The organism is Limibacillus sp. MBR-115, assembly GCF_040549425.1.
In the GTDB taxonomy this organism is placed as follows: Bacteria; Pseudomonadota; Alphaproteobacteria; order Kiloniellales; family CECT-8803; genus Limibacillus; species Limibacillus halophilus.
Window position 1 is genome coordinate 60,200 of sequence record NZ_JBEPTJ010000010.1, and the last position, 21,694, is coordinate 81,893.

The window sequence follows — 21,694 nt, forward strand, 5'->3', positions numbered from 1 at the left end:
GGGCTCATAGTAAGTGTGAAGGATCCGGTGGGCTGCGCCGGGTTCGGAACAACCACCAAGCCCGAAAGACCCGCTTATTTCACTTAAGGATGGCGTGAATAGGCCATACGGAATGAGCAAAGTCGCCCATCCATTCGGGCTTGGCTCGCGCCGGATTCAGAGAGAACTCCGTGGCTTCCGCAAGAATGGCCTTGATGGCCTCTTCGTTCTCCATACGGCCAACATAGCGACCGACGCAGTAACCTGGCCCGTAACCAAACGCAAGATTCGTGGTTTTATTCATGCGTTCTGCTTCAAACGAATGCGGACAGCCCCAACGTTCCTCATCACGATTTGCGAGAGGCGTAATCAAGTAAATAGAATCACCACTGAGAATCTTTTGTCCGCCAATCTCAACATCCTTCTTGGCAACACGCCGCATTGTTCTCAATGGTGAGAGAAATCGCAGCCCCTCCTCAACAAACCCTGCGACAAGCGAAGGATTGCGACGGAGCTTTTCTTGTAATTCAAGATCACGACATAGAATGTACAGGAGGCCTCGCAGGAGTGGCTTGCCTTCATTGTCAAGGCAACTCCAACCCGCGTTGAAGATGTCATCTTCATTCCAATCTGGGAATACACTGGGGCCTTTCTGCCACATTGCGCTTATCAGATCGTCATGCGGCTGTTCGCGACGGTCTTTAATAATAGGCAAAAGCGCAGATCTAATAATATCCAGTGCAGCTTGCCCCTCCTGGGCGATCTTCGAGTCCAAGGGGATACCATCGCCCGCGAGCAGCGCCTCTTTCCACTTCGCGCGGACACCCATCTGGTGCTCAAGGCTTTCAATCATGGAGCGGTCTGACGTACCATAACCCATGAAATCACAGCCGCTTAAGAGAACTGCTAAGTCGGCATAATTGACACCAAGCTCGGCCTCCCCCTGCCTTACAAGTTCTGCACATATGTCGTGGCAAATTTCAGAAACCCGTTCCCGAATACTTTCCGCGAAGGCCTCGCCGGTAAGCTGCATATGCAACGCATGCATACGCCGATGGTCACGGCCCTCAAGCATCATTAAATGCCTTCCCCAGAATTCCGAACTGCCCTCCCGATTAGAAACATCCCGCCAAAACACGCTCGAATCCTCGAGCATTTTTGCCGCTTCGGCATAGCCCGTTACGACCCAAGCTTCTCGTTCTACGCTCCAATAAACACTGTCTTCACCAGTCCAATATTCAAGTGTTGCCCTTACCTCCTCTTCCAAGGAGTTAAGTGTTTTATGAGAGCCCATCGTGTTTGGGGGGGTCATGTCAAAGCACCTTCCATTGTCATTCTGCGGATCTTGTTACGCTAAGCTCATTTTGTTCCGATAATCGGATATAGTGTCCGAAAAATTAAATATCAGTGGATTAACCTAGTGTCAATACAGGAGACACTTGACGATGGAAGACACCACAAACGGCTCGCAAATAACGAGCACTGCCAATCACGAAGGAATGAAAGTTAGGGTTACCGCTAGCTCTATCTTGTATTGACACTAAATAATTCTGCTGTTACTCGTTTTTACGGACGCTATATCCGATTATCGGAACAATGGTTGAACGAGCACAGGAAAGCAACTCATGAAACATCTATTTGTGACTGGGATGATGGCGGCGACGCTGGTTTTTGGTACGCCCGCACTTGCGAAAGACGTGGCACTCAATCTGTCCAACGAATACTCTGCAGTTTCAATTCACGGCGTGGGGGACGCCCGCTTTGCCGAAGCGGTAAAATCAGCCACAAACGGGTCGGTCGACATCGTTGTGCATTACGGCGGCGCGCTGGGTTATAAATCCGCCGACCATTTTGATGCAGTTGGCGAAGGTGCGTTGGCGATTGCCGATACATACAGTGGTGCGCTTGGGGGTATTGATCCACTTTTCCTGATCTCTTCATTGCCATTCCTAGCGACGACAGTGGAAGAAGCAAGAACACTCTATGAGGTGTCCAAAGCTGATATCGAAAAGGTCTTCGCAGACAACGATCAAATCCTGCTCTACGCATCGCCGTGGCCACCATCTGGCCTCTGGGCACGCGATCCCATGAACAACTTGGCGGCATTATCGGGTGTGAAAATACGCACTTTCGACAAAAACAGCACAGAAGCTCTCAGTGAAGCTGGTGCTGCCGCAATTCGTCTATCATGGGGCGATGTTGTTCCGTCGATCTCAACAGGTGCGATCGAGGCGGTCCTGACGACTGCTGAAACTGGAGCTGGGGCAAGTTTCTGGGAATATTTTGATACTTTCACCGAAATCTACGGATATTCGATGCCGCTAAACTATGTCCATATGAACAAAGATGTCTTTGACAGCCTGACCAAAGATCAGCAGGACGCCATTCTCTCTGCGGCAGAGAAAACTAGCGATGCCAACTGGAGCGCAATCCCTAGTCGACTGAAGGAAACCTATGCCCAATTGAAGACGAATAACGTTGACGTTGTTACATCTGATGATGAAACGTACCGTGCTGAACTTCAGGCGGCAGGCAAGGTTGCTATCGATAGCTGGCTGGCCGCAACGGGTGATCGTGGTCAGGCGCTGCTAGATGCGTTTTACAAAGCTTCCTCACACTAATACCCACGCAGGCAAAACACGGCAGTACCTCATTCCGCGGCGCTGCCGTGTTTATATGGGCTGAGAGAAACATGCGTACGTTATTTCGAATAGCTGACTCTTTGTCAAAACTGGCGCTTGCATTAGCAGCACTCATTCTTGTCTATGCGGTCGCACATATTCTGTTGGAAACGCTTCTCAGGTCTGTTTTTTCCATATCAACTCAAGTGCTTAATGAGTTCATTGGGTTTGCCACTCTATCCATCACATTCCTGTCTTTGTCGTACACTTTACGTGCCGATGGGATGATCCGGGTCAATCTGGTCACTTCGATATTGCCGAAGTCCTACCAGCAGAGGCTAGAAGCACTGGTTTCCTTTTTTGGGTGTGGATTAGTCGGATTCTTCTGCATCTTCTTGTGGCGCAATTTCTCAAAAAACTGGCACCGGGGCGCGGTGAGTGAAAGTGTCGCAGAGGTTCCTTTGTGGATTCCGGATGCAATTGTTCTGATCGGTGCCTCTCTGCTTGTTTTACAGCTGTTCCTTCGAGGTGTTGTCGCGGTTTATCCAACACCTGATACCGCGCATACGGCGCGATAATGGATCCCGTCACAATCGCTATCGCTGTTTTCTGTCTTTTGTTGGCTGCTCTGTCGACCGGCCTGTGGGTTTTTCTGTCTCTAGCGGTCGCGGCGAGTCTTTCCCTCTATGGATTCATGGGTTTCCCACCAGACAAGATTGGAGTGATCGCCAGTAGGATTATTGTCCGCAGTGCGTCTTCCTGGGAGCTTGCGGCAATTCCGATGTTCATCTGGATGGGTGAGATTATGTTCCGCACTGATATCTCGGAACGCCTGTTCAAGGGGCTTGCCCCGCTCGTGCGCCGGATACCCGGTGGGTTGCTCCACATAAATGTCTCGGGCTCAGCGCTCTTTGCAGCCGTCTCTGGCTCCAGTGCTGCAACCACCGCCACCGTTGGTAAAATTACCACCACTGAACTGAACACCAGGGGTTATTCGGAAAGCCTAGCTTTAGGCTCACTTGCTGGTGCCGGCAGCCTGGGGTTACTGATTCCTCCTTCAATTGTCCTAATTATCTATGGTGTCCTGGCAGAAGTCTCGATTGCACAGCTCTTCATCGCAGGCATTCTACCAGGTATCATGATTGCTGGTTTTTATGCGATCTACATTGCGTGCAGATGCTTTATATCACCTGAACTCGCCCCCAAAAGTGAGTGCAATGCAGAGGAAAACTCGATCAAAGCCATTAGCAGCAATCTCGCACCCGTCTTTGGTCTGATTTTTATCGTGCTTGGTTCTATTTATTCGGGATGGGCTACCCCATCAGAAGCTGCTGCAATTGGCGTTTTTGCAGCCTTGGCTTTTGCTTTTCTGACCGGTCAAGTCACACGGAGAGTTTTGGCGGAATCGATAGTCAACGCGCTTACGACATCCTGCATGGTAAGCGCAATTCTGGTGACCGCAGCCTTCCTGTCTACGGCCATCGGATACATGCATATTCCCCGGAATATTGCGCTCTATATCGACACATTAGGATTATCGCCATATGTATTGATAACAGCGCTCGCCATATTCTTTATTCTCCTGGGGTTCTTTCTGGATGGTATCTCGATTATCGTCATGAGCTTACCCATTACCCTCCCAATCGTCGTTGCTGCCGGGTTTGACCCTGTTTGGTACGGAATTTTTCTTGTCATCATGATCGAACTTGGCCAAATGACTCCTCCAGTGGGATTTAACCTCTTTGTTATTCAAGGGATATCTGGGGTTTCCATCCACAAGGTTGCGGCCTACGCATTTCCGTTTTTTCTGCTGATGTGTCTAGCCGTCGTAGTTCTGGTGATGTTTCCACAAGTCGCACTGTGGCTGCCAGAGGTGCTGTCCGGCAAATAAACTGTGTTATGTGAAAGAGGTCCTGACTCTGACACTCGCTGCAAGCCTTGCCGCAAAACTGGCAGGGCCATAATGACTGAAAATCTATAGGCGGGCCATGTGCCGTAAATGTAACTGTCGGCGTGAAGTTTTTTCGGAAGCCGGATAACAAAGGCCAGAACGTCTAACACGTGACCATCGCCTCGCCAATCAGAACGCTATTGCTGAGAATCTGCCTATCAAATCCAAACAACAAAGAGATAACAAACGGACAAAATAATAACTAATCAGGAAAACTCCATAATCTTGCGAATTAACTTTAGTTTTTCTTCGCAATTATCAACTACTGATGATTTAATAAACCGTATTATTGATAACATATTTCATCATAATTATTGAAAATAGTGTACATATGGTTTTTTACAAAAGTTTCTCATATAATCAACATAATATTTAGCGACCATTTTGAAATTACTTCGATTATTTTATTGCAGCAATATTATCAGAAAATACTCTCCCGCGTCAGCCTGCTGCCGTAAACGGCCAATTCGGCAATCTGTGTAGAAGCATTTTTCGCTGCATCGCAGACGAGTTTCGCATACCCCTCTTTGCGCTTGGGATCTGGGGGGTGATCAAAAAAGCAAACACTGACGGCAGCTATTGGATAGCCATTGTCATCGAGGATCGCACAACCAACGGCCGATACCCCGGCATGAGCCTCCTCTTGAGTTTGAGACCAACCGCGCTGGCGGAATTCCGCCAGCTCCGCGTCGAGCTGAGAACGCGTTCTCAATGAACGTTCAGTCAGAACACGAAAACTACCGTCTTTTCCAAGATGCTTGGTAATTTCTTCAGGTGGGAGATGCATCATTATTGCCTTACCCATTGCTGTAGTCGTACATGGCAGCCGAGCACCTGCCTTCCAGATAAACTGGATTGGAACCGGGCCCTCGCGGCAGTTTAGGATCACCAAATCATCGCCGTCTAACACTCCTAGATAAGCGGTACATTGAGTCTTGCTGACCAACTCATCAAGAATCCCTGTTAAGATTGACGACAGTGGATTGCCTATTAAATAAAGCGTGCCGATTTCAAAGGCGCGTAGCCCAATACGATATCCTACATCCCCCTCTTTTCGCTCTATGAACCCGGCATCTTCTAAGGTCGAAAGCAATCGCAAAACGTTCGTGCGCGGCAATTTCAACTCAGCGGCGATCTCCGAACCACTCAGCACGGGTCGTAAGCGGCTGAAACAGTTCAGGACCTTTAACGCGTGATTTACAGTTTTAGATGTCTCTCGCACGCGCTGATCCTTGAGCTAACAGGTAATGATTCGAGAAGAGGGTTAATAGCTGGCGTCCAAGATTTTCTTTACGGCTGGCTTCGTAGGCCCACTGAGAGGCGAGCACTACCGTCTCCTAATATTGTCGCACAGGGTGATTAGATTTTCTACTGGCAAGGAGGCTCTAAAAGGACAAACAGTCGTGAAGCAGGCACAGCGGTTCCAGTGCCCGATTATGATTAAACGCGGTCCCTCTCGCACCATCTTCAAGCTGAATCGCGCCGCCGCTCTCGCCGAGTTGCACAGTCTTCTCGCTGCCTGACGCTCGGCATGACTGGGGAATATTGAGATCAGTTCGCAATGGTTTAACGCCACTTGCCATTGGATAAACAATCGCGCTCTATCGCCGGACAATTGACCACACTCCGCGACCCGCCGAATTCTATTAACCTAACCTCGCAAAAAATCGGCCGACCAATAACAATATCCGCCCGCATGATTGATGCTGTCTAAGGATAGCGGAGAAGCTAATAACCATGAACACTGATAAACGCACTCAGGTCCGATCCCATCCGGAACGCGCCAGTTACGATAAGGACACCTATCACCGTATCGTGGATGACGCCATATTCGGACACCTCAGTATTGTGCGCGATGCATGGCCACACGTCGTCCCGATGATGGTGGTACGGATAGACGATGAGGTCTTAGTGCATTGCCGAACCGAGACCGAACTGGCCGCTGATTTACGCAGTGGGCGTTCAGCGGCTTTGGCGATAACTAATATTCGGGGAATCGTGTTTGCAAAATCTGTTCGTTTTCATTCCATGAATTATGATTCATTGGTTGTTCATGGCGCCCCCCGCTTGGTCTGCAATCTGGATGAAAAGCGAGACATGTTTGTATCGCTTCTAAATAAAATCTGGCCGGGTAGGGCGAGCGTGGTAAGGCAGCCTTCAGAACCGGAATTGCGCTCGGTAGATGTATTCGCTTTCGACTTTTCCAATTGCGCCGCAAAGGTCCGTCAAGGCGGTCCAGTTCAGGAATACGACAAAAATGTCGGGGATACCCTTTCGAATGAAATATGGGCTGGTTGGGCGGATCTGGAACTGTCCGTTACGAGATTTCACCACACTCCCTATGGTGATCGAGATGCGTCAGAGTCTCAAAAACCAAAACTACCCGAAGACGGAACCGAAACGAGAACTCTCTGGAAGGAGCGATCTTAGAACTCCAGCTAGGACGATTGATAGGAAGCGGTCGTTCACTGCTAGTGCTCTCAGGGGATAGAGGATTCGAGACATGCTTGACCTGAAAAACAAGGTTGCCTTAGTCACCGGTTGTGGATCCATCCTGCCTGGTTGGGGTAACGGCAAGGCAATTGCGACGATCCTGGCTCGCCAAGGCGCCACGGTGTTTGGCATTGACTACAGCATTGAGGCCGCGCTCGAGACAAAGAAAATTATCGAAAGCGAGGGGGGCAAATGCCTTGCGCACCAGACAGATGTCACAAGTTCGTCCCAGGTCAAAGATGCGGTCGACACCTGCATCCGGGAATTGGGGAAAATAGATATATTGGTCAATAACGTGGGACAATCTGAGCCCGGTGATCCTGTCAGCATGGATGAGAATACGTGGGACGCTCAGTTTGACCTCAACGTGAAGTCGGCCTTCATGATGTGTAAGCATACCCTGCCCCATATGGTTGATGCTTGTGGGGGGGCGATCATTAACGTCGCTTCAGTTGCAGCATTGCGCTACATCGGCAAACCTCAAGTTGCTTACTCGGCGAGCAAGGCGGCTCTGCTTCAGTTCTCCAGGGCCTCTGCCGTGATCTATGCGCCCCAAGGGATACGCCTCAATTGCGTGATCCCTGGTTTGATGTTCACGCCATTGGTTAAACGGCTGGCGAACAAGTATGCCGAAGACGATTATGATGGTTTTGTCGCGCAGCGTAACAAGCAAGTTCCAGCAGGAAGAATGGGTGATGCTTGGGATGTAGCCCATGCGGTTGCCTTCCTTGCTTCGGATGAGGCCAAATACATCAATGGTACAGAAATAATTGTCGACGGCGGATTGGTTGCGGCCACACGGTGAAACTAAGCAAGAAACCTATGGTGTGTAGCGACGTCCTTTACAAAAGTGTTGATTTAAGCTTCTGGCAATTCTTGTGGGGTGCCGCGACATGACAATGCCCGCAAACGGAGCTGTCCACACATGACAGCACGATCACGCTGGCTCCGGGATATGTGGGCCGTTTAATGTGTCAGGGGCGCGCGCAGGATTGGTTGCCCGTCATCAATCGAGTTGCAGATGTGCTCTGAAATTTTAGGGTCAATTGAGGCATGCAACGGCGGCAGCAAACCACAGTGGGCAAGTGCGCGTTTGCGATTCACATTTTTTCCAAGAAACTCCATTACCACCTTCGCAGCCGTCGGTTGGTGGGCTTCGGTCCCTGACACACCGACCATCAATCCGAGAAGGTGAGTGAGACGGTTCCGGCTGGGTGGGTAAAGTATGGTGTGAGAAACCTCGTTTCCAACAACGGCTTCATGGTCAATCATGTGCAATCGGTCACCAACCGAGGCGAGAACTCCCTCGTACTTGAAAATGTAGGTGGCTGCGCGCGGGCTGCCAAAAGGGCGCAAACGCTCAATTGTCTTGTAGAGGGTGAAATCCTGTGCTCGGTACACATGCACCAAGGAACGCAGGACCATTCCGGGCTCGGAGAAGGAGTAAAAGTACTTAAAATAGTAACCGTGGTAACGACGTAATTGCGTTTCTCTACGGGTCATCGTCGATAGCATATGTGCCAAACGAGGCGGAAGTTGAGGGACGCCCTCCCGCGACGTGGGTCGCAAACGCACCAAATTCGCAAACTGATCTTGCGGCATCAAAAGTTCATAGTCCTCGACTCCAAAAAAATCGCACAAAATACGGAGATTCCGCTGGCTCGGAAAACTCGAACCCGACAGATACTTGGTGAACTGCTGGCGGCTGATACCCACCTTCCGGCAAACTTCCGAAATCGAGCGATGATAGCTACAAAGCAATCTCAGATTGGCAATGAAATCCCTGCTCACCAGCCGCCCCCTAAATCTTGACGCGAATTGACGCATATATTGTTTAAAGTCACGCCAAGTCGCAAGCGCCATCCATGTTGAATAACACTGGCGGGTAGCTTCAAACTCAAGTTCGGTTTGAGAGAGGTGCCTGTCGCTTCAGTGGTATCGGCCTTGCGGCGGGCTTGAATCCAGATAATTCAGAGAGGTCCGACGATGATTTCGAAATGGTTATCTCCGCTGGCTATCACGGCGACACTGGCCTTGGCGGTGACGCCCGCACTAGCTCAAAACAGCATTAAGATCGGTGGTATCGCTCCCCTTTCTCCGCCAGGGGGCGTACAGACTGGCGAATCGCTTCGCGACGGTATGCTTATCGCAGTCGAGGAAATCAACGCCAGTGGCGGCCTGCTTGGCAAGCAGGTAGAGCTAATTGTTGAGGATACCTCAGGTGTGCCTGAAAAGGGTGTGGCCGCTTTTGAGAGGCTGGCGTCGAAAGAGCAGGTTGTTGCGGTAACTGGCAGCGCCCACAGCGCCGTTTGTTCGGCAGTGGGACCTGTCGCGGAAAAATACGGTACAGCCTTCATAGCAGGTGAGTGCTGGTCCGACAGCGTGACGGCGGCCCAAATTCCTGAGGTCTTTCGTATAACGGTCGCAAATTCGCTCGTCTACACAGTCGCTGCCGACTGGGTCAAAGAAGCTGGGTTCAAAAATATAGCCATCATCTCGGAGAACTCCGACTGGGGTTTTGGCATTATCGACGTTTTCACCAAGAACCTGGAGAATACCGGCGCAAAGGTTACCTCCTTTACCGCCGAGCGTACGGTAAGTGACTTTACGCCACAGCTTCTTCAGCTAAAGCGTGCCAACCCCAAGCCTGACCTGATTGTGGCAGGATTCACGGGGTCCAACCTGTTGCTGATGTTGCGCCAAGCCTATGATTTGGGGTTGGCGCCCTCGTCCGATACCGCCATTTTTGCGGCGGGCGCGGACGTCCTGGAACCGGAATTCTGGAACGTGATGGGTGATGCTGGCGTCTACGTGATTGGCAACCCCGCTGGCTTGCCGGGCAAGCCGGATACACCGCTTTCACGCACCTTCGGGGCAGCTTATGAGGCAGCCTACAACCGTCCGGCCAACGCTGTCGCTATGGAGGGGTACGACGGTGTCATGGTTATTGCCGAGGCCATCAAAGCTGCAGGATCTGCTGACCCTGAGGCCATTCAATCCGCACTACGCGATCTAAAGTGGAACGGAACTCGAGGTGAAATATACTTCCCGGACACGAAAGAGCCCGCCTGGAAGTTCCAGCAGTGGCCGGAAGTGCCGATCTTTGTGATCCAGTACTCCAAGCCAAACCAAACGCCGGCCGATGCTGAAATCCTTTGGCCGCGCTCCCAGGCAACTACGGATGCGCTTATCCTGAAGCCATAACGGCTCAGGTTGCTCAGAGCGACAAAGAAACCCCGCCAAGGTTATTGGCGGGGTTTTTCTTTGAGGGCTTAAGGGTAGATCTACCGGACCCGATTAAATCAACCATTCCGCAATAGTGTCCCGGTAATCCAAGTCAAACTTCTCTTTGCTACCCTCAAGTTTGTTCTGCCCAAGCTCCAGAACATAGATGTAATCCGCAATATCAGTTCCAGCGATCACGTTTTGATCGACCATCAGTATCGTCTTACCAGCGTCGTCAACGAGTTCGCGGAGGTGGTCGTAGATGACCTTTGCCCGCTTGGGGTCCAATCCCACCGTCGGCTCATCGATAAGCAAAAGCTCGGGATCGCTCATCAACGCTAACTGCAGTTGCATCAAGCGCTGCTGACCACCAGACATGAGACCGGCGCGGCGCGCCCGAAATTCCTTCAGATAGGGCGCACGTTCGTACACGCGCTCGATGGCCCTTTGCGCACGGCTTCGGTCCCGTCTGAAGCTCCATGTCCCAAGCTCGAGGTTCTCCTCGACACTCATTTCCTTAAAGATTGCGTGCTGCTGGGCGATGTAGGCGACCCCGAGACCAACTAGGTCTCGCGCCGGCACCGATATCAGATCCTGCCCCTTGAAACGGATACTACCCTGGTGCGGATGGAGTTGACCGACGATAGCCTTCAACAATGTGGATTTGCCAACGCCGTTGGCGCCTATGATGGTGGTGAGTTGACCATCGCGTGCGGTAATATTCAGGCCCCTCAGAATGTCTATATCTCGCTGGTAGCCTGCGTGGAGATCCTTTACTTCAAGCGACATGGTGATCTCCTAGATAGGCCTCCAGGACAGCCGGGTCCTTGCGGACTTCGTTGGGTGAGCCGTCGGCAATTATGCTCCCGTATGACAGAGTGACCACGCGGTGGCACAGATCGAAAATCGATCCCATGTCATGGCTGATTAGGATGACGGTGACGCCCCCTGCATTCCAATCTTTGATGTGGTCGTACATGAAGCTCTTTAGTTCGGGATGCACGCCGCCAAACGGTTCGTCCAGTAACACAAGCTTGGGGGAGAGCATCATGATCCGACCGAACTCCAACAGCTTGGCCTGACCACCTGAAAGGGTGCTCGCACGTTCGTCGGCCAGACGTTTTAAATTGAGGTCCGCCAGAATGCCCTGGGCACGTTCACTAGCCTTGGCTGTACTGACGCTCCAATCTGTGACACCTGGCACCAGAAGGTTTTCAAGCACCGTCAGACGTTTGAATACCTTGGTCACCTGGAAGGAGCGACCAATTCCCATGCGCGCAAGTGCTGTCGGTGTCTTACCGTCGATGCGCCGTCCTTCGAACGCCACTTTTCCTGCGGTAGCGCTGTAATAGCCGCCGACAATATTGAGCAGCGTTGTCTTTCCCGATCCGTTTGGCCCGATCAGGCCAATCAGTTCACCCGTCCTCACTTCAAGGTCGATTGCGTTCAATGCAACTAGACCGCCAAAAGTCATGGTGAGATTGGAAACAGCCAGTTGCGCGGTCATTTTTTCTTCCCCGAGTCAAAAAGCATGTTGGCAATCAGGCCAAAAACACCGTTGGGAGCAAAGCGCAACATGATGATGGCCACGGCGCCGAACACCACCAGTCGCCACTCGCCAATCTCTCTCAAGAGTTCCAGCAGGAATTGCAGTCCAACACCACCAAGCGCAGCGAAGAGAATATTGTGAAATCCGCCGATGACCGCCATCGCCAGCACAAATCCCATCTCCTGTAAGGACATCATCGACGGTGTGATGAGCTGAATGAAATGAGCATAGAGCCCCCCGGCCAACCCAGCAAAAGCACTGGAGATGGAGAAGGCCATGATCTTCCACAACGTCACCCGCACTCCAAGGCTGGCCGCGCCGTCTTCATCCTCACGGATAGCCTGGAAGAACAAGCCAATTCTCGAACGTAAAAGCAATGCCATCACCAGGAGGGAGAGAACGGTTACGGAAAGAAAGAGGTAGTAGTACTCGGTCCGGGTGCCTTCCAGCAGGAGGGCAGGCGCTGGCAGTCCGAGGCTGCCTTTTGTTAAACCATGTTCTGCGGTGATGGCAATTCGCAGAATCTCGGCGAAAGCGATTGTGGTCAACCCAAGATAGGCGCCATGCAAACGCAGTGTGAGCCAACCAATGCCAAGGCCCAAGATAGCTGCAACAAGGACGCCGGATAACAGCCCGACAACAATAGGCAGACCAAAGTGCTGGGCAATTAGGACAGAGGCATAGGCACCCAAACCGCTCATGGCCGTCTGGGCAAAACTGATACGTCCGATAAAGCCCACAAGGAGCGACCAACTAGCCGCTAACAGTGCGTAATAAAATCCGATCGTAAAGGTGTAGATCCAATATTCGGAAAGGCCGACAATCGGCAATGCGGCGAAGGCCGCAAGTAAGAACAAAGCGGCCATGATCGCAGGTTTACCAAGGTTCGAGATCATGCCCGGCGCTCCCGCTTCCCAAACAGCCCCTGTGGCCGGATGAGAAGAATGAGAACTAGGACAACAAGGCCGTAGGCATCCTTATACGCTAGCGCGCGACTGGTATCGGGAATTAATATTGTCGCGAAGCTTTCTACTTGCCCCAGGATCACTGCACCGACAATTGCGCCGGGTATCGACCCCAACCCTCCGAGAACGACAATGATGTAGGCTTTTATGACGGGGATAATTCCCATGGTTGGTGTCACATTGAACACCGGGCCGATCAGCGCTCCTGCTGCGGCGGCAAGTGCTGTTCCGATACCAAAGGCGAGCATTGAGTAACGGCTCACGTTTATGCCAAAAATTTCCGCCGCCGCCCGGTCCTGGCTAATAGCCCTCACCGCTTTTCCCAACCAAGTGTAGCGCAGCACAAAAATTGTAAGGATAATGAGAATTACCCCGACGCTCGCTGCCGCTATCCGGTCGCCACTGACGATCAATTCCCCAATTTCGATGCGCCCGCGGAATAGCGGATCCGGTCGCTGTGGCCATGGACCAAACACCGAGTTTGCGAAGTTGAGCAGGAACACCGACATCGCAAAAGTGATCATGATTGCATATTCATCCGGTCGGTCGACCTTGCCTTGATATACGGGACGGATAAGCCCGCGCTCGATCACAGCGCCCACGGCCATCAGAACTGCCGCGGCGCTGGCAACGGCGATTATTGGCGGCAAACCCAGTACGCTGGCTGCGCAGTAGTAAACATACCCGCCAAGCATGTAGATCTCACCGTGAGCAAAATTGACGATTCTCAGAACACCGAAAATGATCGACAAGCCCAAGGCTGTCAGAGCGTAAAGCGTACTGATGATCAGCCCGTTCAACGCCTGTTCCGATATTGCGATCAGCGACATGCCCAACTCTCCTGGCTACCTATCTTGGGTCATCGGTTCTTCGATATCTGGCGTAGTATCATAGATTTCCGATCCCGCCCCCGTGATTGTCAGGACTATGGATGTGCTGACAAGAACGAGCATCGAGAAAATCTGACGCGAATTGACGCGCTTTACTAGTCAATCCGCGCTTTTTAGCCGGAATATTTTGAGTCTGCCATGCGCTCTCGGCAACGTTATAAGGGAAATATCAAACGCCATTATCGGATGGTCGATTCCAGCATTTTGCACGAGTTAGAAGCAAGAGGCATCCAACGAAAATGAAGCTTTCAACGCAGACTCTTACGTCCCTATCAGCGCTACTCGATGGGGGGGAAATAACCGCACGAGGTCTGATTGAGGATTGTTTGGCCTCTATCAGGGACCAGGATGGGCACTTGGGCGCATTCGTTACGCTGTTCGAAAAAGAAGCCCGTGACGCGGCTGATCAGGCTGATCGTGACCGTAACGCCGGCCGGCGCCGGGGACCACTACACGGCATACCTGTTGCAGTGAAGGACCTGGCAGATATTGAGGGTTCGCCCACAGGGTTCGGCTCACGCGCCTACGCCAAAGGCCTTGCAGAAAAGGATGCCGAGTTTGTTTCCAAGCTGAGACACTCCGGCCTCATCCTTTTGGGAAAGACGCATCAGGTTGAGTTCGCTTTTGGGAGCTGGGGCACAAACCATGCGCTTGGCACGCCACTCAATCCCTTGGATAGGAAGGTGCCGCGGATAGCGGGCGGCTCGAGCAGCGGGTCCGCCGTTGCTGTTGCCGCAGATATGGTTCCGCTTGCAATCGGCTCGGATACAGGCGGTTCGGTCCGAATTCCTGCGTCTCTATGCGGCATTGTCGGTCTCAAGACATCTGCTGGTCTGGTGTCGAACGAAGGCGTGGCTTCTTTGAGCCACACTTTCGATACGATCGGCCCTCTCGCAAAATCCGTTGAAGGCGCTGCGTTGGCGCTCGGAGCGCTCACCGATACCTCGGTGGTGTTGGATTCAAGTGCTCTCTTCGGGGCGAAAATTGCTGTGCTGGATGAGGCCCAGCTAGGCCTTCTCGACAGCGCTGTGGCGGAGGGGTTGAGCAATACCGTAAAAATATTGGAATCCGCAGGTATTAAGCTATCTACATTCCGCTTCCCTCTTGAGCCGACAGAGATACAACGACGCAACGGCGGCATCATGGCCTATGAAGCCTATGCCAATCTCAGATATCTGGTGGACGATGAGGATCAGCCACTGGATCCATATGTACGTCAGCGCGTGAAGCAGGGAGCGGCAATTTCAGCCGCAGAGTACGAGGAGCTTTTGGCAGAGCGCTACCGGGATATGGCAAAGTTCAGCGCTGCATTTGAAGGTTTTGATTGCCTGCTGTTACCCTCTACCCCGCAAACCGCAACCCCCGTCTCGGAAGTTGACGAAAACAAGATTCCCATGTCGCGTCTTACTCGCGCGGGAAACTATTACGGCCTTTGTGGACTCAGCCTGCCTTACTGGCAACAGGTGGAGAGTCTGCCGGTCGGGATCCAGATTCTCATGCGCGGCGGCGGCGACGCACGATTGCTATCGGTCGGCTTGGGGATCGAGTCTCTCTTGCCGCGAGCATCCCCATTGTTCAGGTGAAATGGCTTCCCTGATCCTGAAATATAATTCCCTGTTCATTGAAAAATATTCCCTGTTCTGTAGGTTAGGGAATTTCACGAAAAAACATGGCAACTACAATCGGTTAGCGCGCTTAGAATCGTCTCAAAACCGGCTAAATACCGAAATTTCCCTGTATTTTCTCTGTTATCAGGGAATTTCTTGCAGAGATTAGTTCGCAGCAGACTGTCTCCACCGCCACGCAGTCAGCCCCAACATTGTCGGTATCGTAGTGCGCTGAACTCTGTCCGCAATCTCAAGGGCTTGTGGGGATAGTGGGCGGTGTGTTCCGTCGCTTTCTCTGAGCAATGGCCGCTCTTTCAGGCGGTAGATGGCCGTCTTTCTCTGCGATGTCTTTTGGCGGTGCGCTTTGGCTTTGGGGGGGCCCTGTTCCAGGCGGCGTTCAGGCCGGATTCCCTCGAGAATCAAAAGCCTTACGCTGGGTCGACCAGTCCAGCGGAATGCCCTGCTGGAGCTCCTGCTGCAGGAGGCTTGGTGAGGCGTCGCCGCGGAGAACCGCCTCGACGATGTCGGGGGCGAGGAAAGCCAGGTTCAGGATGCGCCGCAGATAGCGTGGATAGAGGCCTTCGTGACGGGCGATCTGTTCCAGCTCGGTGACCTTTCCTGAGGTGATCATCTCGCGCCAGCAGTGCGCGCGGGCGACGGCCTTGAGGAGCGCTGGATCGATTGGCCGGGCTGCGGGTGCTCCCTGCGGTGCGATCACCAGAACCTCCTGGGAGCGGGCGTCCAGTTTGATCGGCTGGGAAATGGAGAGCGTACGAGGCTTTGCCTGATCGAACAGGGCTGATGGCAAAGCGTCGCAACCTCCTAGCGCGGCGACGAGGGCCGCCTGATCCAGGGTCACCTCTAGGCGGCTGTGCTCTAGCTTCACCGCCGCAACCAACTGCGGCCAGCCGGTGTCTGAGAGTGTTTCAGCCAAGCCTTCAAAGCCTGGCCTCATCGCTTCGCAGGCATAGCTGTCGAGCCCCAGGCCCAGCCTGTCGTTGATCGCCAGGGGGTCACTGACGAACGAGAGCAGCGCGGATTTGACCGCTCCTTCGATCTCGGCCGCTGGGAGGCGGAGAGGCTGCGGCCCACGGTTCAAGGGAGAGCCCTCGCTGGCGACGTAGTAGCGGTAGCGCCTGCCGCCCTTGCTGGTGTGCGAGGCGGTGAGGGGGAGGCCCTTCGCATCAAAGAGCTTGCCCTTCAGGAGCGAGGGCTCCTGGGCGCGGGTCCCGGCCTTGTGCCCCCGGTTGCTCTCGGCGAGCTTTGCTTGCACGGCGTCATAGAGATCTTGGTCGATGATGGCCTCGTGCTGACCGGGGTGGGTTGTACCTTTGTGGGTGATCGCGCCCAGATAGATGCGGCTCTTGAGGATGTGGTAGAGCGCCCCGCGCTCGAAGGCCTTGCCGCCGGAGACCTTGCCGCCTTGCGAGATGCGGCGCTTGCTGACGATACCGGAGCGGGTGAGATCCTGCTTCAAGCTGCGCACGCTGCCCAGTTCCAGATAGCGGTTGTAGATAAGCCGCACCGTCTCGGCCTCGGCCGCGTTGATCACGAGCTTACGTTCCAGGTGATCGTATCCCAGCGGCACGCTGCCACCCATCCACATGCCTCTGCGCTTGGAGGCGGCGATCTTGTCGCGGATGCGCTCTGCCGTCACCTCACGCTCGAACTGGGCAAAGGAGAGCAGCACGTTGAGGGTCAGTCTCCCCATGGAGGAGGTGGTGTTGAACTGCTGGGTGACCGAGACAAAGGACACACCCTTGCGGTCGAAGACCTCGACCAACCGGGCGAAGTCCGAGAGGTTGCGGGTCAGGCGGTCGACCTTGTAGACGACGATGATATCGACCCTACCGGCCTCGACCGCCTCCATCAGCGCCCGCAACGCCGGTCTCCGCGTCGAGCCGCCGGAATAGCCGCCATCATCGAAGCGTTCAGCGACCGCGACCCAGCCTTCCTGCTTCTGGCTGGCGATATAGGCCAGACAGGCCTCAAACTGGGCATCGAGCGAGTTGAAATCCTGCTCCAGACCTTCCTCCGAGGACTTGCGGGTATAGATAGCGCAGCGCTGGCTTTCGCCACCTTGTTCAGGGTCACGGGGCATCTGTCACCTCGGGGACCCTCGTCCCGCTGCCTTTCCGGGGCCGCGCAGCATCAGGTGCTGCAAGCGCCCCTGCGTTGGAAGGGGAAGATACCGTGCCTGGCGGTGCGGCTAGGTCCCGTGCCTTGCGCCGGGAGCGCTGGCCAAAGAAGGCCTGGCCATTCCAGCGCGTGCCGGTGATCAGGCGGGCGATCTCCGAGAGGCTGCCATGGAGGTCGCCCCGGTAGGCATAGCCCTTGGCCAGGACCGTCACCTCATGGACCTCCCCACCCCAGCGGCGGATGAGCCGCGTGCCCGGTTTGTAGGCTGGAACAGACGCTGGCCGGTAGGCCTTGTTGCGCCCCACCGCCTCGGCGATGCTCCGCAGTTCCTTGCGGGCCTGGGCCGAAAGTCCGCCTAAGCGCTTCTCCTGGAGGCGGTAGGCCACGAAGGCCAACAGCAGCTCGCGGCGAAAGCGCGGCGGCGGCGGATGGCCAAAGAGCTTGGCCCAGAGGGCTTTCAACGCATCGCGCGACAGGCTCTCGGCTACTTCGAGGCTGGGCAGGGTCATGGGACAGGACCTCCTGGCTGGTTCTCAGGAACTCCATGCACGCTCACAAAGGGGCCGAAGTCCAGTCAGGAAAGACGGGTGTTTCGAAAGTATCAGCCCAAGTCCCAGTAGCTTTGGCGTACTCCGCCACCAATTTCCACCTTGCCACAGTATTCAGGCGGATTGTCCCGCGCCCAGGCGAAGGCTTGACTGAGGCTGTCGACCTGATCGTCGTGCGGTGCTGAGGGAAAGCTGAGCAACTCTTCGAGAAAGTCTTCGCGCCAGGGCGCTTGCGCGGGGAGCCAGAGGCCGCCAGCCTGGATCTTCGGGGTAATGGAGATCAGCCGTTGCATCTTGTCGCCTTCCGGCTTGACCGCATCCACGGCAACTTGTTTGGCGCGCAGGTGCTGAATGAGGCTCTGCCCTGAACCCATGTCCTCGATCAGCAACGTTGCCGGATTGTCGCGGGCCTTTAACGCGTGCACCTGTTCGCAGAGCTCCGGGAAAGCGAGGCGCCCGCGCCAGAGTTCCAATAGGTAGAGATAGTCGCCGCGCTGCAGCCAGGTGGTGCAGACCGAATAATCGTTTGCCTCACCAGTCTTGTTCGCGGTGTCCCAGCTCTGAATGATGCGATCACTGGCCTCGGCCGTGGGTCTATCTTCATAAGAGCGGATCCACGCCTGCTTGACGCAGTTGCCCTCCGGTGCACGCGGGCTTTGCTGGTACTGGGCCTCGAAGGACAGACTGCCAATGCCAGCTCGCAAACCATCCAGAGTTGTTTGTGAAAGCCGTCCTGGAAACAAAAGATCACCGGGCTTTCGCCGTTTGACCTGGTCGCAGCCAAGAGGAATTCTCTCGTCATCCACGGCTATGGCTGGGAGCTTCAAGTGATGCCATTCGTCTGTGCTCTCCAGCAGATGGCCTGCGAGATCACCGAGGTGAAGGCGCTGGCTGACGAGGCAGATGCGGCCTTCGCCCGGATGATCGAGGCGCGAGCGGGCGACGCTGTCGAACCAGCGGTTGACACCTTCTCGCGCCGTCTTGGAGAAAGCGTCGTCGGCCTTGAGGGGATCGTCGATCAGGATGATGTCGCCGCCCAGCCCGGTCAAGGTGCCGCCGACCGACACCGCCAGGCGAAACCCGTTTTGCGTCGTGTGGAATTCCATTTCGGTGTTCTTAGAGCGTGACAGCTTTGTCCCAGGGTAGATTTCACGGTAGCGGGGCGACGCCATGATCAACCGGCTTTGATGCGAGAACCCGACGGCCAGTTTTTCCGAGTAGCTGGCGCAGACGATTTTCGTTCCGGGGTCTCTGCCGAGAAGCCACACCGGAAAACAGACGGATACCAGATAGGACTTCAGGCTACGCGGCGGCAGGTTGACGATGAGCCGGGTCATCTCGCCCGCCGCCAGTCTCTCCAGTTGGTAGCAGATCGCCTCGATGTGCCAGTTGTGCGCCAAGTGATGCCCCGGGTAAACCACATCGAAGAAGGTATGGGCAAAGGCCGCAAGGCTCGTCCGGCAATGGGCGTTGGCCGCGGCCCGGTCGATAGAGAGCTTCATATCAGCCTGCCTTTCTATTCTTCCTACGACCTTTGCGGCCATTGGCTTTGGCCGTTTGGCGCTGCCGCTCGGCCCAACGCGCCAGAATCTCCTGGTCGGTCTTGGTCGCTGCAACAGGGGCCACTTTCGCCTCATAGGATGCCAGGAGCTCGCTCATGCGGATCAATGCCATCATCACCTTCGGATCCCCCTTGAGGCCGCTCTCGACGAAACGGGCGATGATGGCGGCCAGCTTGCTATCGACCCGCGTGCGATCCCCCTCGCGCAGAGTGAGCTTGCGGTTCAACTCGATCGCCAGCAGGTCAAGCACGTTGAGACTGCCTTTTGGCCGTCCTCTGGGGTTGCCGGACTGGCCCTTGCGGAACCGGTGTTGTCTGGGGGGTCGGCCATAACCGACGCGGTCATCCTCAGGATTCGGTTGTGGATCGCTATCATGGTGTTTCATGAGGCAGCTCCTTTCTGCGCGGCGATTTCACTGGTGGGTTGCTCTCTGGCGATGCGGGCGGCGCTTTTGCCGCTGGCGGTCTCGTAGCGCGTCAAGATCACATCGCAGTAATGCGGGTCGAGTTCGATCGCCGCACAGCGCCGGCCCGTCCGTTCGGCGGCGATCAGCGTGCTACCGGAGCCGGCGAAGGGATCAAGGATCCAGTCGCTGCGGTCGCTGGCATCGAGGATGACATCCTTCAGCAGGGCGACCGGCTTGACCGTGGGGTGAAGCGCCAGAAACTGGTCGCGGTTAGGGCCGAAGCTGTTGACCCCGGCATAGGTCCAGAGGTTGGAGCGGTTGCGGCCATGGCGTCCCAGCGCCACGTTGTTGATGTGCGGCCCGGCGCCTTTCTTGAGGACCAGCACCAACTCATGCTGCGAGCGATAGAAACTCCCCATGCCCGCATTGGTCTTGGCCCAGACGCAAAGATTGAGCAACGCGAGCTTTGCAGCCCGCGTCGCCGCCAGCACTTCACCCAGGTGGCGCCAGTCCATGAAGACGTAGCCAAGCCCGCCGTCGACAAGGCGCCCCGCTGCGCATTCGAGAAAGCTCTGGAGAAAGCCGCTGAAGGCCGCCCCATCCATCTCGCCGCTGGCCATGGCGAAGTCCCCGTGCTGTGCCCGGCCCTTGCCACCCACGAAGCCGTCGATGGGGAGGTTGTAAGGCGGATCGCTCAGCAGCAGGCGCACCGGCTCGTCACCAAGGAGTTGCCTGTAGGATGACGCCGCCAGGGCATCGCCACAGAACAGGCGGTGCGGGCCGAGTTGCCAGAGGTCGCCCTGTTGGCAGCGCTCCTCGATGGCGACCCCGGGACCGGGAAGTGTTTCATCGTCGGCGTCTCCGGCGTCATCGCCCAACCGCAGGACCTGATCGATCTGCGCGCTCTCGAATCCGCTGAGTGTCAGGTCGAGGCTGTCATCCAGGGAGATCAGCGACTGGAGCTCCAACTGCAGGGCGCCTTCGTCCCAGGTCGCGTCCTCACTGATCCGGTTGAGCGCCAGGCGCAGCAGCCTCACCTCTGCAGCGGAGAGGTCGTCGATGATTACCACCGGGACCTCGGTCAACTCGAGGCGGACGGCTGCCGCCTTCAATGCGGCGCCGGCGACAATTCGAAGCTCCTTGTCGACGATGATCGGAAGAACGAAACCAAAGCGGTCGAGCGACCGGGCGAGTTTGCGGATCTGGCCCGCCGGATGCCTTCTGACCAACGGCAGGGGATCCTGGAGCGTTTCAAGCGCAACGAGCTGCGGTGTCAGGTCCCGACGGAGTGGATCGAGGTTTGAACCTCTGGTGGCTTTCGGCATGGATAGCTTCTCCAAATAGCGATCAAATGCAGAGGGGTGGTTGAGCCGCAGCGTTCGACGTTTTGTGTGGAAGCGAGCGGCCCGGCACCGATCTGCGATTCGGGCTTCTACAACAAATGTTCAGGTGTCGCCGAATGGAGTCAATACGATTCTTTGAAAACTATATGAAGAAAGTTTCATAAAAATGGGGAATACTGGGGAATTAATGGGACACTATTACCCATTCTATAGGAAAACATTTCCTATTTACTTACAGCAGAATTGAAATTGGGATCTTTGTGGAAGACTCATTTGAACAACGTTGCCGCAGAACAAAGAGGGCATTGTCATGTGTGGACATATATGGACCCCGCCCGATTGCAACGGGATGGCTGGATCAGGATCAAGGGCCACAACTGCTGACGTATATCCGGCTTCCTGATGCGGCTCGACTA

At 54.8% G+C, this 21,694-nt stretch carries 19 protein-coding genes; 7 read left to right on the top strand and 12 right to left on the bottom strand.

Annotation, left to right across the window (positions count from 1 at the left end; genetic code table 11):
* Positions 1-79: 79 nt before the first annotated feature.
* Positions 80-1,291, bottom strand: a complete 1,212-nt coding sequence (locus ABIE63_RS16575; RefSeq protein ID WP_354506236.1) for a cytochrome P450 — start codon at positions 1,289-1,291, stop codon at positions 80-82.
* A gap of 313 nt (positions 1,292-1,604) precedes the next feature.
* Between ABIE63_RS16575 and ABIE63_RS16580 the strand changes: the two genes are divergently transcribed.
* From ABIE63_RS16580 to ABIE63_RS16590, 3 genes are all read left to right on the top strand, one after another.
* The gene (locus ABIE63_RS16580) at positions 1,605-2,600 is read left to right on the top strand and encodes a TRAP transporter substrate-binding protein (protein WP_354506239.1); all 996 of its coding nucleotides are present in this window, start codon (positions 1,605-1,607) and stop codon (positions 2,598-2,600) included.
* Between the two features lie 71 nt (positions 2,601-2,671).
* Positions 2,672-3,178, top strand: a complete 507-nt coding sequence (locus ABIE63_RS16585) for a TRAP transporter small permease (RefSeq protein WP_354506242.1) — start codon at positions 2,672-2,674, stop codon at positions 3,176-3,178.
* The gene (locus ABIE63_RS16590) at positions 3,178-4,491 is read left to right on the top strand and encodes a TRAP transporter large permease subunit (protein WP_354506244.1); all 1,314 of its coding nucleotides are present in this window, start codon (positions 3,178-3,180) and stop codon (positions 4,489-4,491) included. Before ABIE63_RS16585 ends, ABIE63_RS16590 begins: the two co-directional genes overlap by 1 nt.
* Positions 4,492-4,972: 481 nt before the next feature.
* Here ABIE63_RS16590 and ABIE63_RS16595 read toward each other — a convergent pair whose 3' ends face one another.
* Positions 4,973-5,773, bottom strand: a complete 801-nt coding sequence (locus ABIE63_RS16595) for an IclR family transcriptional regulator (protein WP_354506247.1) — start codon at positions 5,771-5,773, stop codon at positions 4,973-4,975.
* Between the two features lie 515 nt (positions 5,774-6,288).
* Between ABIE63_RS16595 and ABIE63_RS16600 the strand changes: the two genes are divergently transcribed.
* Together ABIE63_RS16600 and ABIE63_RS16605 are read left to right on the top strand one after the other, a co-directional pair.
* Positions 6,289-6,981, top strand: a complete 693-nt coding sequence (locus tag ABIE63_RS16600; RefSeq protein WP_354506249.1) for a pyridoxamine 5'-phosphate oxidase family protein — start codon at positions 6,289-6,291, stop codon at positions 6,979-6,981.
* Between the two features lie 73 nt (positions 6,982-7,054).
* Positions 7,055-7,849 (top strand): SDR family NAD(P)-dependent oxidoreductase, encoded by a 795-nt coding sequence (locus tag ABIE63_RS16605; RefSeq protein WP_354506252.1) that lies wholly within the window; start codon positions 7,055-7,057, stop codon positions 7,847-7,849.
* A 161-nt stretch (positions 7,850-8,010) separates the two neighbouring features.
* On the opposite strand, the gene ABIE63_RS16610 is transcribed toward ABIE63_RS16605, so the two are convergent.
* Positions 8,011-8,835, bottom strand: coding sequence for a helix-turn-helix transcriptional regulator (locus tag ABIE63_RS16610; protein ID WP_354506255.1), 825 nt, complete (start codon positions 8,833-8,835; stop codon positions 8,011-8,013).
* A gap of 195 nt (positions 8,836-9,030) precedes the next feature.
* On the opposite strand from ABIE63_RS16610, the gene ABIE63_RS16615 reads away from it, so the two are divergent.
* Positions 9,031-10,248, top strand: coding sequence for an ABC transporter substrate-binding protein (locus ABIE63_RS16615; protein WP_354506258.1), 1,218 nt, complete (start codon positions 9,031-9,033; stop codon positions 10,246-10,248).
* 93 nt (positions 10,249-10,341) lie between these two features.
* On the opposite strand, the gene ABIE63_RS16620 is transcribed toward ABIE63_RS16615, so the two are convergent.
* The 4 genes from ABIE63_RS16620 to ABIE63_RS16635 are packed head-to-tail and all read right to left on the bottom strand — an operon-like array spanning position 10,342 to position 13,613.
* Positions 10,342-11,058, bottom strand: a complete 717-nt coding sequence (locus ABIE63_RS16620; protein ID WP_354506261.1) for an ABC transporter ATP-binding protein — start codon at positions 11,056-11,058, stop codon at positions 10,342-10,344.
* Complete coding sequence (locus ABIE63_RS16625; RefSeq protein ID WP_354506264.1) at positions 11,048-11,776, bottom strand: ABC transporter ATP-binding protein; 729 nt, start codon at positions 11,774-11,776, stop codon at positions 11,048-11,050. Before ABIE63_RS16625 ends, ABIE63_RS16620 begins: the two co-directional genes overlap by 11 nt.
* Entirely contained in the window at positions 11,773-12,714 is a 942-nt protein-coding gene (locus ABIE63_RS16630; RefSeq protein WP_354506267.1) for a branched-chain amino acid ABC transporter permease, read from the bottom strand. Before ABIE63_RS16630 ends, ABIE63_RS16625 begins: the two co-directional genes overlap by 4 nt.
* Positions 12,711-13,613, bottom strand: coding sequence for a branched-chain amino acid ABC transporter permease (locus ABIE63_RS16635; RefSeq protein WP_354506270.1), 903 nt, complete (start codon positions 13,611-13,613; stop codon positions 12,711-12,713). Before ABIE63_RS16635 ends, ABIE63_RS16630 begins: the two co-directional genes overlap by 4 nt.
* A 299-nt stretch (positions 13,614-13,912) precedes the next feature.
* Between ABIE63_RS16635 and ABIE63_RS16640 the strand changes: the two genes are divergently transcribed.
* Entirely contained in the window at positions 13,913-15,256 is a 1,344-nt protein-coding gene (locus ABIE63_RS16640) for an amidase (protein ID WP_354506273.1), read from the top strand.
* A gap of 421 nt (positions 15,257-15,677) precedes the next feature.
* Here the strand turns inward: ABIE63_RS16640 and ABIE63_RS16645 are convergent, their stop codons facing one another.
* The 5 genes from ABIE63_RS16645 to ABIE63_RS16665 all read right to left on the bottom strand — a co-directional run bounded on the left by ABIE63_RS16645 (position 15,678) and on the right by ABIE63_RS16665 (position 21,260).
* The gene (locus tag ABIE63_RS16645) at positions 15,678-17,381 is read right to left on the bottom strand and encodes a recombinase family protein (protein ID WP_354506276.1); all 1,704 of its coding nucleotides are present in this window, start codon (positions 17,379-17,381) and stop codon (positions 15,678-15,680) included.
* The gene (locus tag ABIE63_RS16650; RefSeq protein WP_354506279.1) at positions 17,371-17,928 is read right to left on the bottom strand and encodes a DUF2924 domain-containing protein; all 558 of its coding nucleotides are present in this window, start codon (positions 17,926-17,928) and stop codon (positions 17,371-17,373) included. Before ABIE63_RS16650 ends, ABIE63_RS16645 begins: the two co-directional genes overlap by 11 nt.
* 92 nt (positions 17,929-18,020) lie before the next feature.
* Positions 18,021-19,469 (bottom strand): phage terminase large subunit, encoded by a 1,449-nt coding sequence (terL, locus tag ABIE63_RS16655; protein ID WP_354506282.1) that lies wholly within the window; start codon positions 19,467-19,469, stop codon positions 18,021-18,023.
* A 1-nt stretch (position 19,470) separates the two neighbouring features.
* On the bottom strand, positions 19,471-19,914 hold the full coding sequence (locus tag ABIE63_RS16660) for a DUF5681 domain-containing protein (protein ID WP_354506285.1): 444 nt from the start codon (positions 19,912-19,914) through the stop codon (positions 19,471-19,473).
* Positions 19,911-21,260: a DNA modification methylase gene (locus ABIE63_RS16665; RefSeq protein ID WP_354506288.1), complete on the bottom strand. Its 1,350-nt coding sequence runs from the start codon at positions 21,258-21,260 to the stop codon at positions 19,911-19,913. Before ABIE63_RS16665 ends, ABIE63_RS16660 begins: the two co-directional genes overlap by 4 nt.
* Positions 21,261-21,694 lie beyond the last annotated feature (434 nt).

What these genes read in the sequence shown, in the direction of transcription:
- ABIE63_RS16580 (WP_354506239.1), top strand. Translation starts at nt 1,605, where the DNA reads ATGAAACATCTATTTGTGACTGGGATGATGGCGGCGACGCTGGTTTTT.
- ABIE63_RS16615 (WP_354506258.1), top strand. Translation starts at nt 9,031, where the DNA reads ATGATTTCGAAATGGTTATCTCCGCTGGCTATCACGGCGACACTGGCC.
- ABIE63_RS16600 (WP_354506249.1), top strand. Translation starts at nt 6,289, where the DNA reads ATGAACACTGATAAACGCACTCAGGTCCGATCCCATCCGGAACGCGCC.
- ABIE63_RS16660 (WP_354506285.1), bottom strand. Translation starts at nt 19,914, where the DNA reads ATGAAACACCATGATAGCGATCCACAACCGAATCCTGAGGATGACCGC.
- ABIE63_RS16620 (WP_354506261.1), bottom strand. Translation starts at nt 11,058, where the DNA reads ATGTCGCTTGAAGTAAAGGATCTCCACGCAGGCTACCAGCGAGATATA.
- ABIE63_RS16665 (WP_354506288.1), bottom strand. Translation starts at nt 21,260, where the DNA reads ATGCCGAAAGCCACCAGAGGTTCAAACCTCGATCCACTCCGTCGGGAC.
- ABIE63_RS16630 (WP_354506267.1), bottom strand. Translation starts at nt 12,714, where the DNA reads ATGATCTCGAACCTTGGTAAACCTGCGATCATGGCCGCTTTGTTCTTA.
- ABIE63_RS16640 (WP_354506273.1), top strand. Translation starts at nt 13,913, where the DNA reads ATGAAGCTTTCAACGCAGACTCTTACGTCCCTATCAGCGCTACTCGAT.
- ABIE63_RS16585 (WP_354506242.1), top strand. Translation starts at nt 2,672, where the DNA reads ATGCGTACGTTATTTCGAATAGCTGACTCTTTGTCAAAACTGGCGCTT.
- ABIE63_RS16650 (WP_354506279.1), bottom strand. Translation starts at nt 17,928, where the DNA reads ATGACCCTGCCCAGCCTCGAAGTAGCCGAGAGCCTGTCGCGCGATGCG.
- ABIE63_RS16635 (WP_354506270.1), bottom strand. Translation starts at nt 13,613, where the DNA reads ATGTCGCTGATCGCAATATCGGAACAGGCGTTGAACGGGCTGATCATC.
- terL (WP_354506282.1), bottom strand. Translation starts at nt 19,469, where the DNA reads ATGAAGCTCTCTATCGACCGGGCCGCGGCCAACGCCCATTGCCGGACG.
- ABIE63_RS16575 (WP_354506236.1), bottom strand. Translation starts at nt 1,291, where the DNA reads ATGACCCCCCCAAACACGATGGGCTCTCATAAAACACTTAACTCCTTG.
- ABIE63_RS16590 (WP_354506244.1), top strand. Translation starts at nt 3,178, where the DNA reads ATGGATCCCGTCACAATCGCTATCGCTGTTTTCTGTCTTTTGTTGGCT.
- ABIE63_RS16625 (WP_354506264.1), bottom strand. Translation starts at nt 11,776, where the DNA reads ATGACCGCGCAACTGGCTGTTTCCAATCTCACCATGACTTTTGGCGGT.
- ABIE63_RS16605 (WP_354506252.1), top strand. Translation starts at nt 7,055, where the DNA reads ATGCTTGACCTGAAAAACAAGGTTGCCTTAGTCACCGGTTGTGGATCC.
- ABIE63_RS16645 (WP_354506276.1), bottom strand. Translation starts at nt 17,381, where the DNA reads ATGCCCCGTGACCCTGAACAAGGTGGCGAAAGCCAGCGCTGCGCTATC.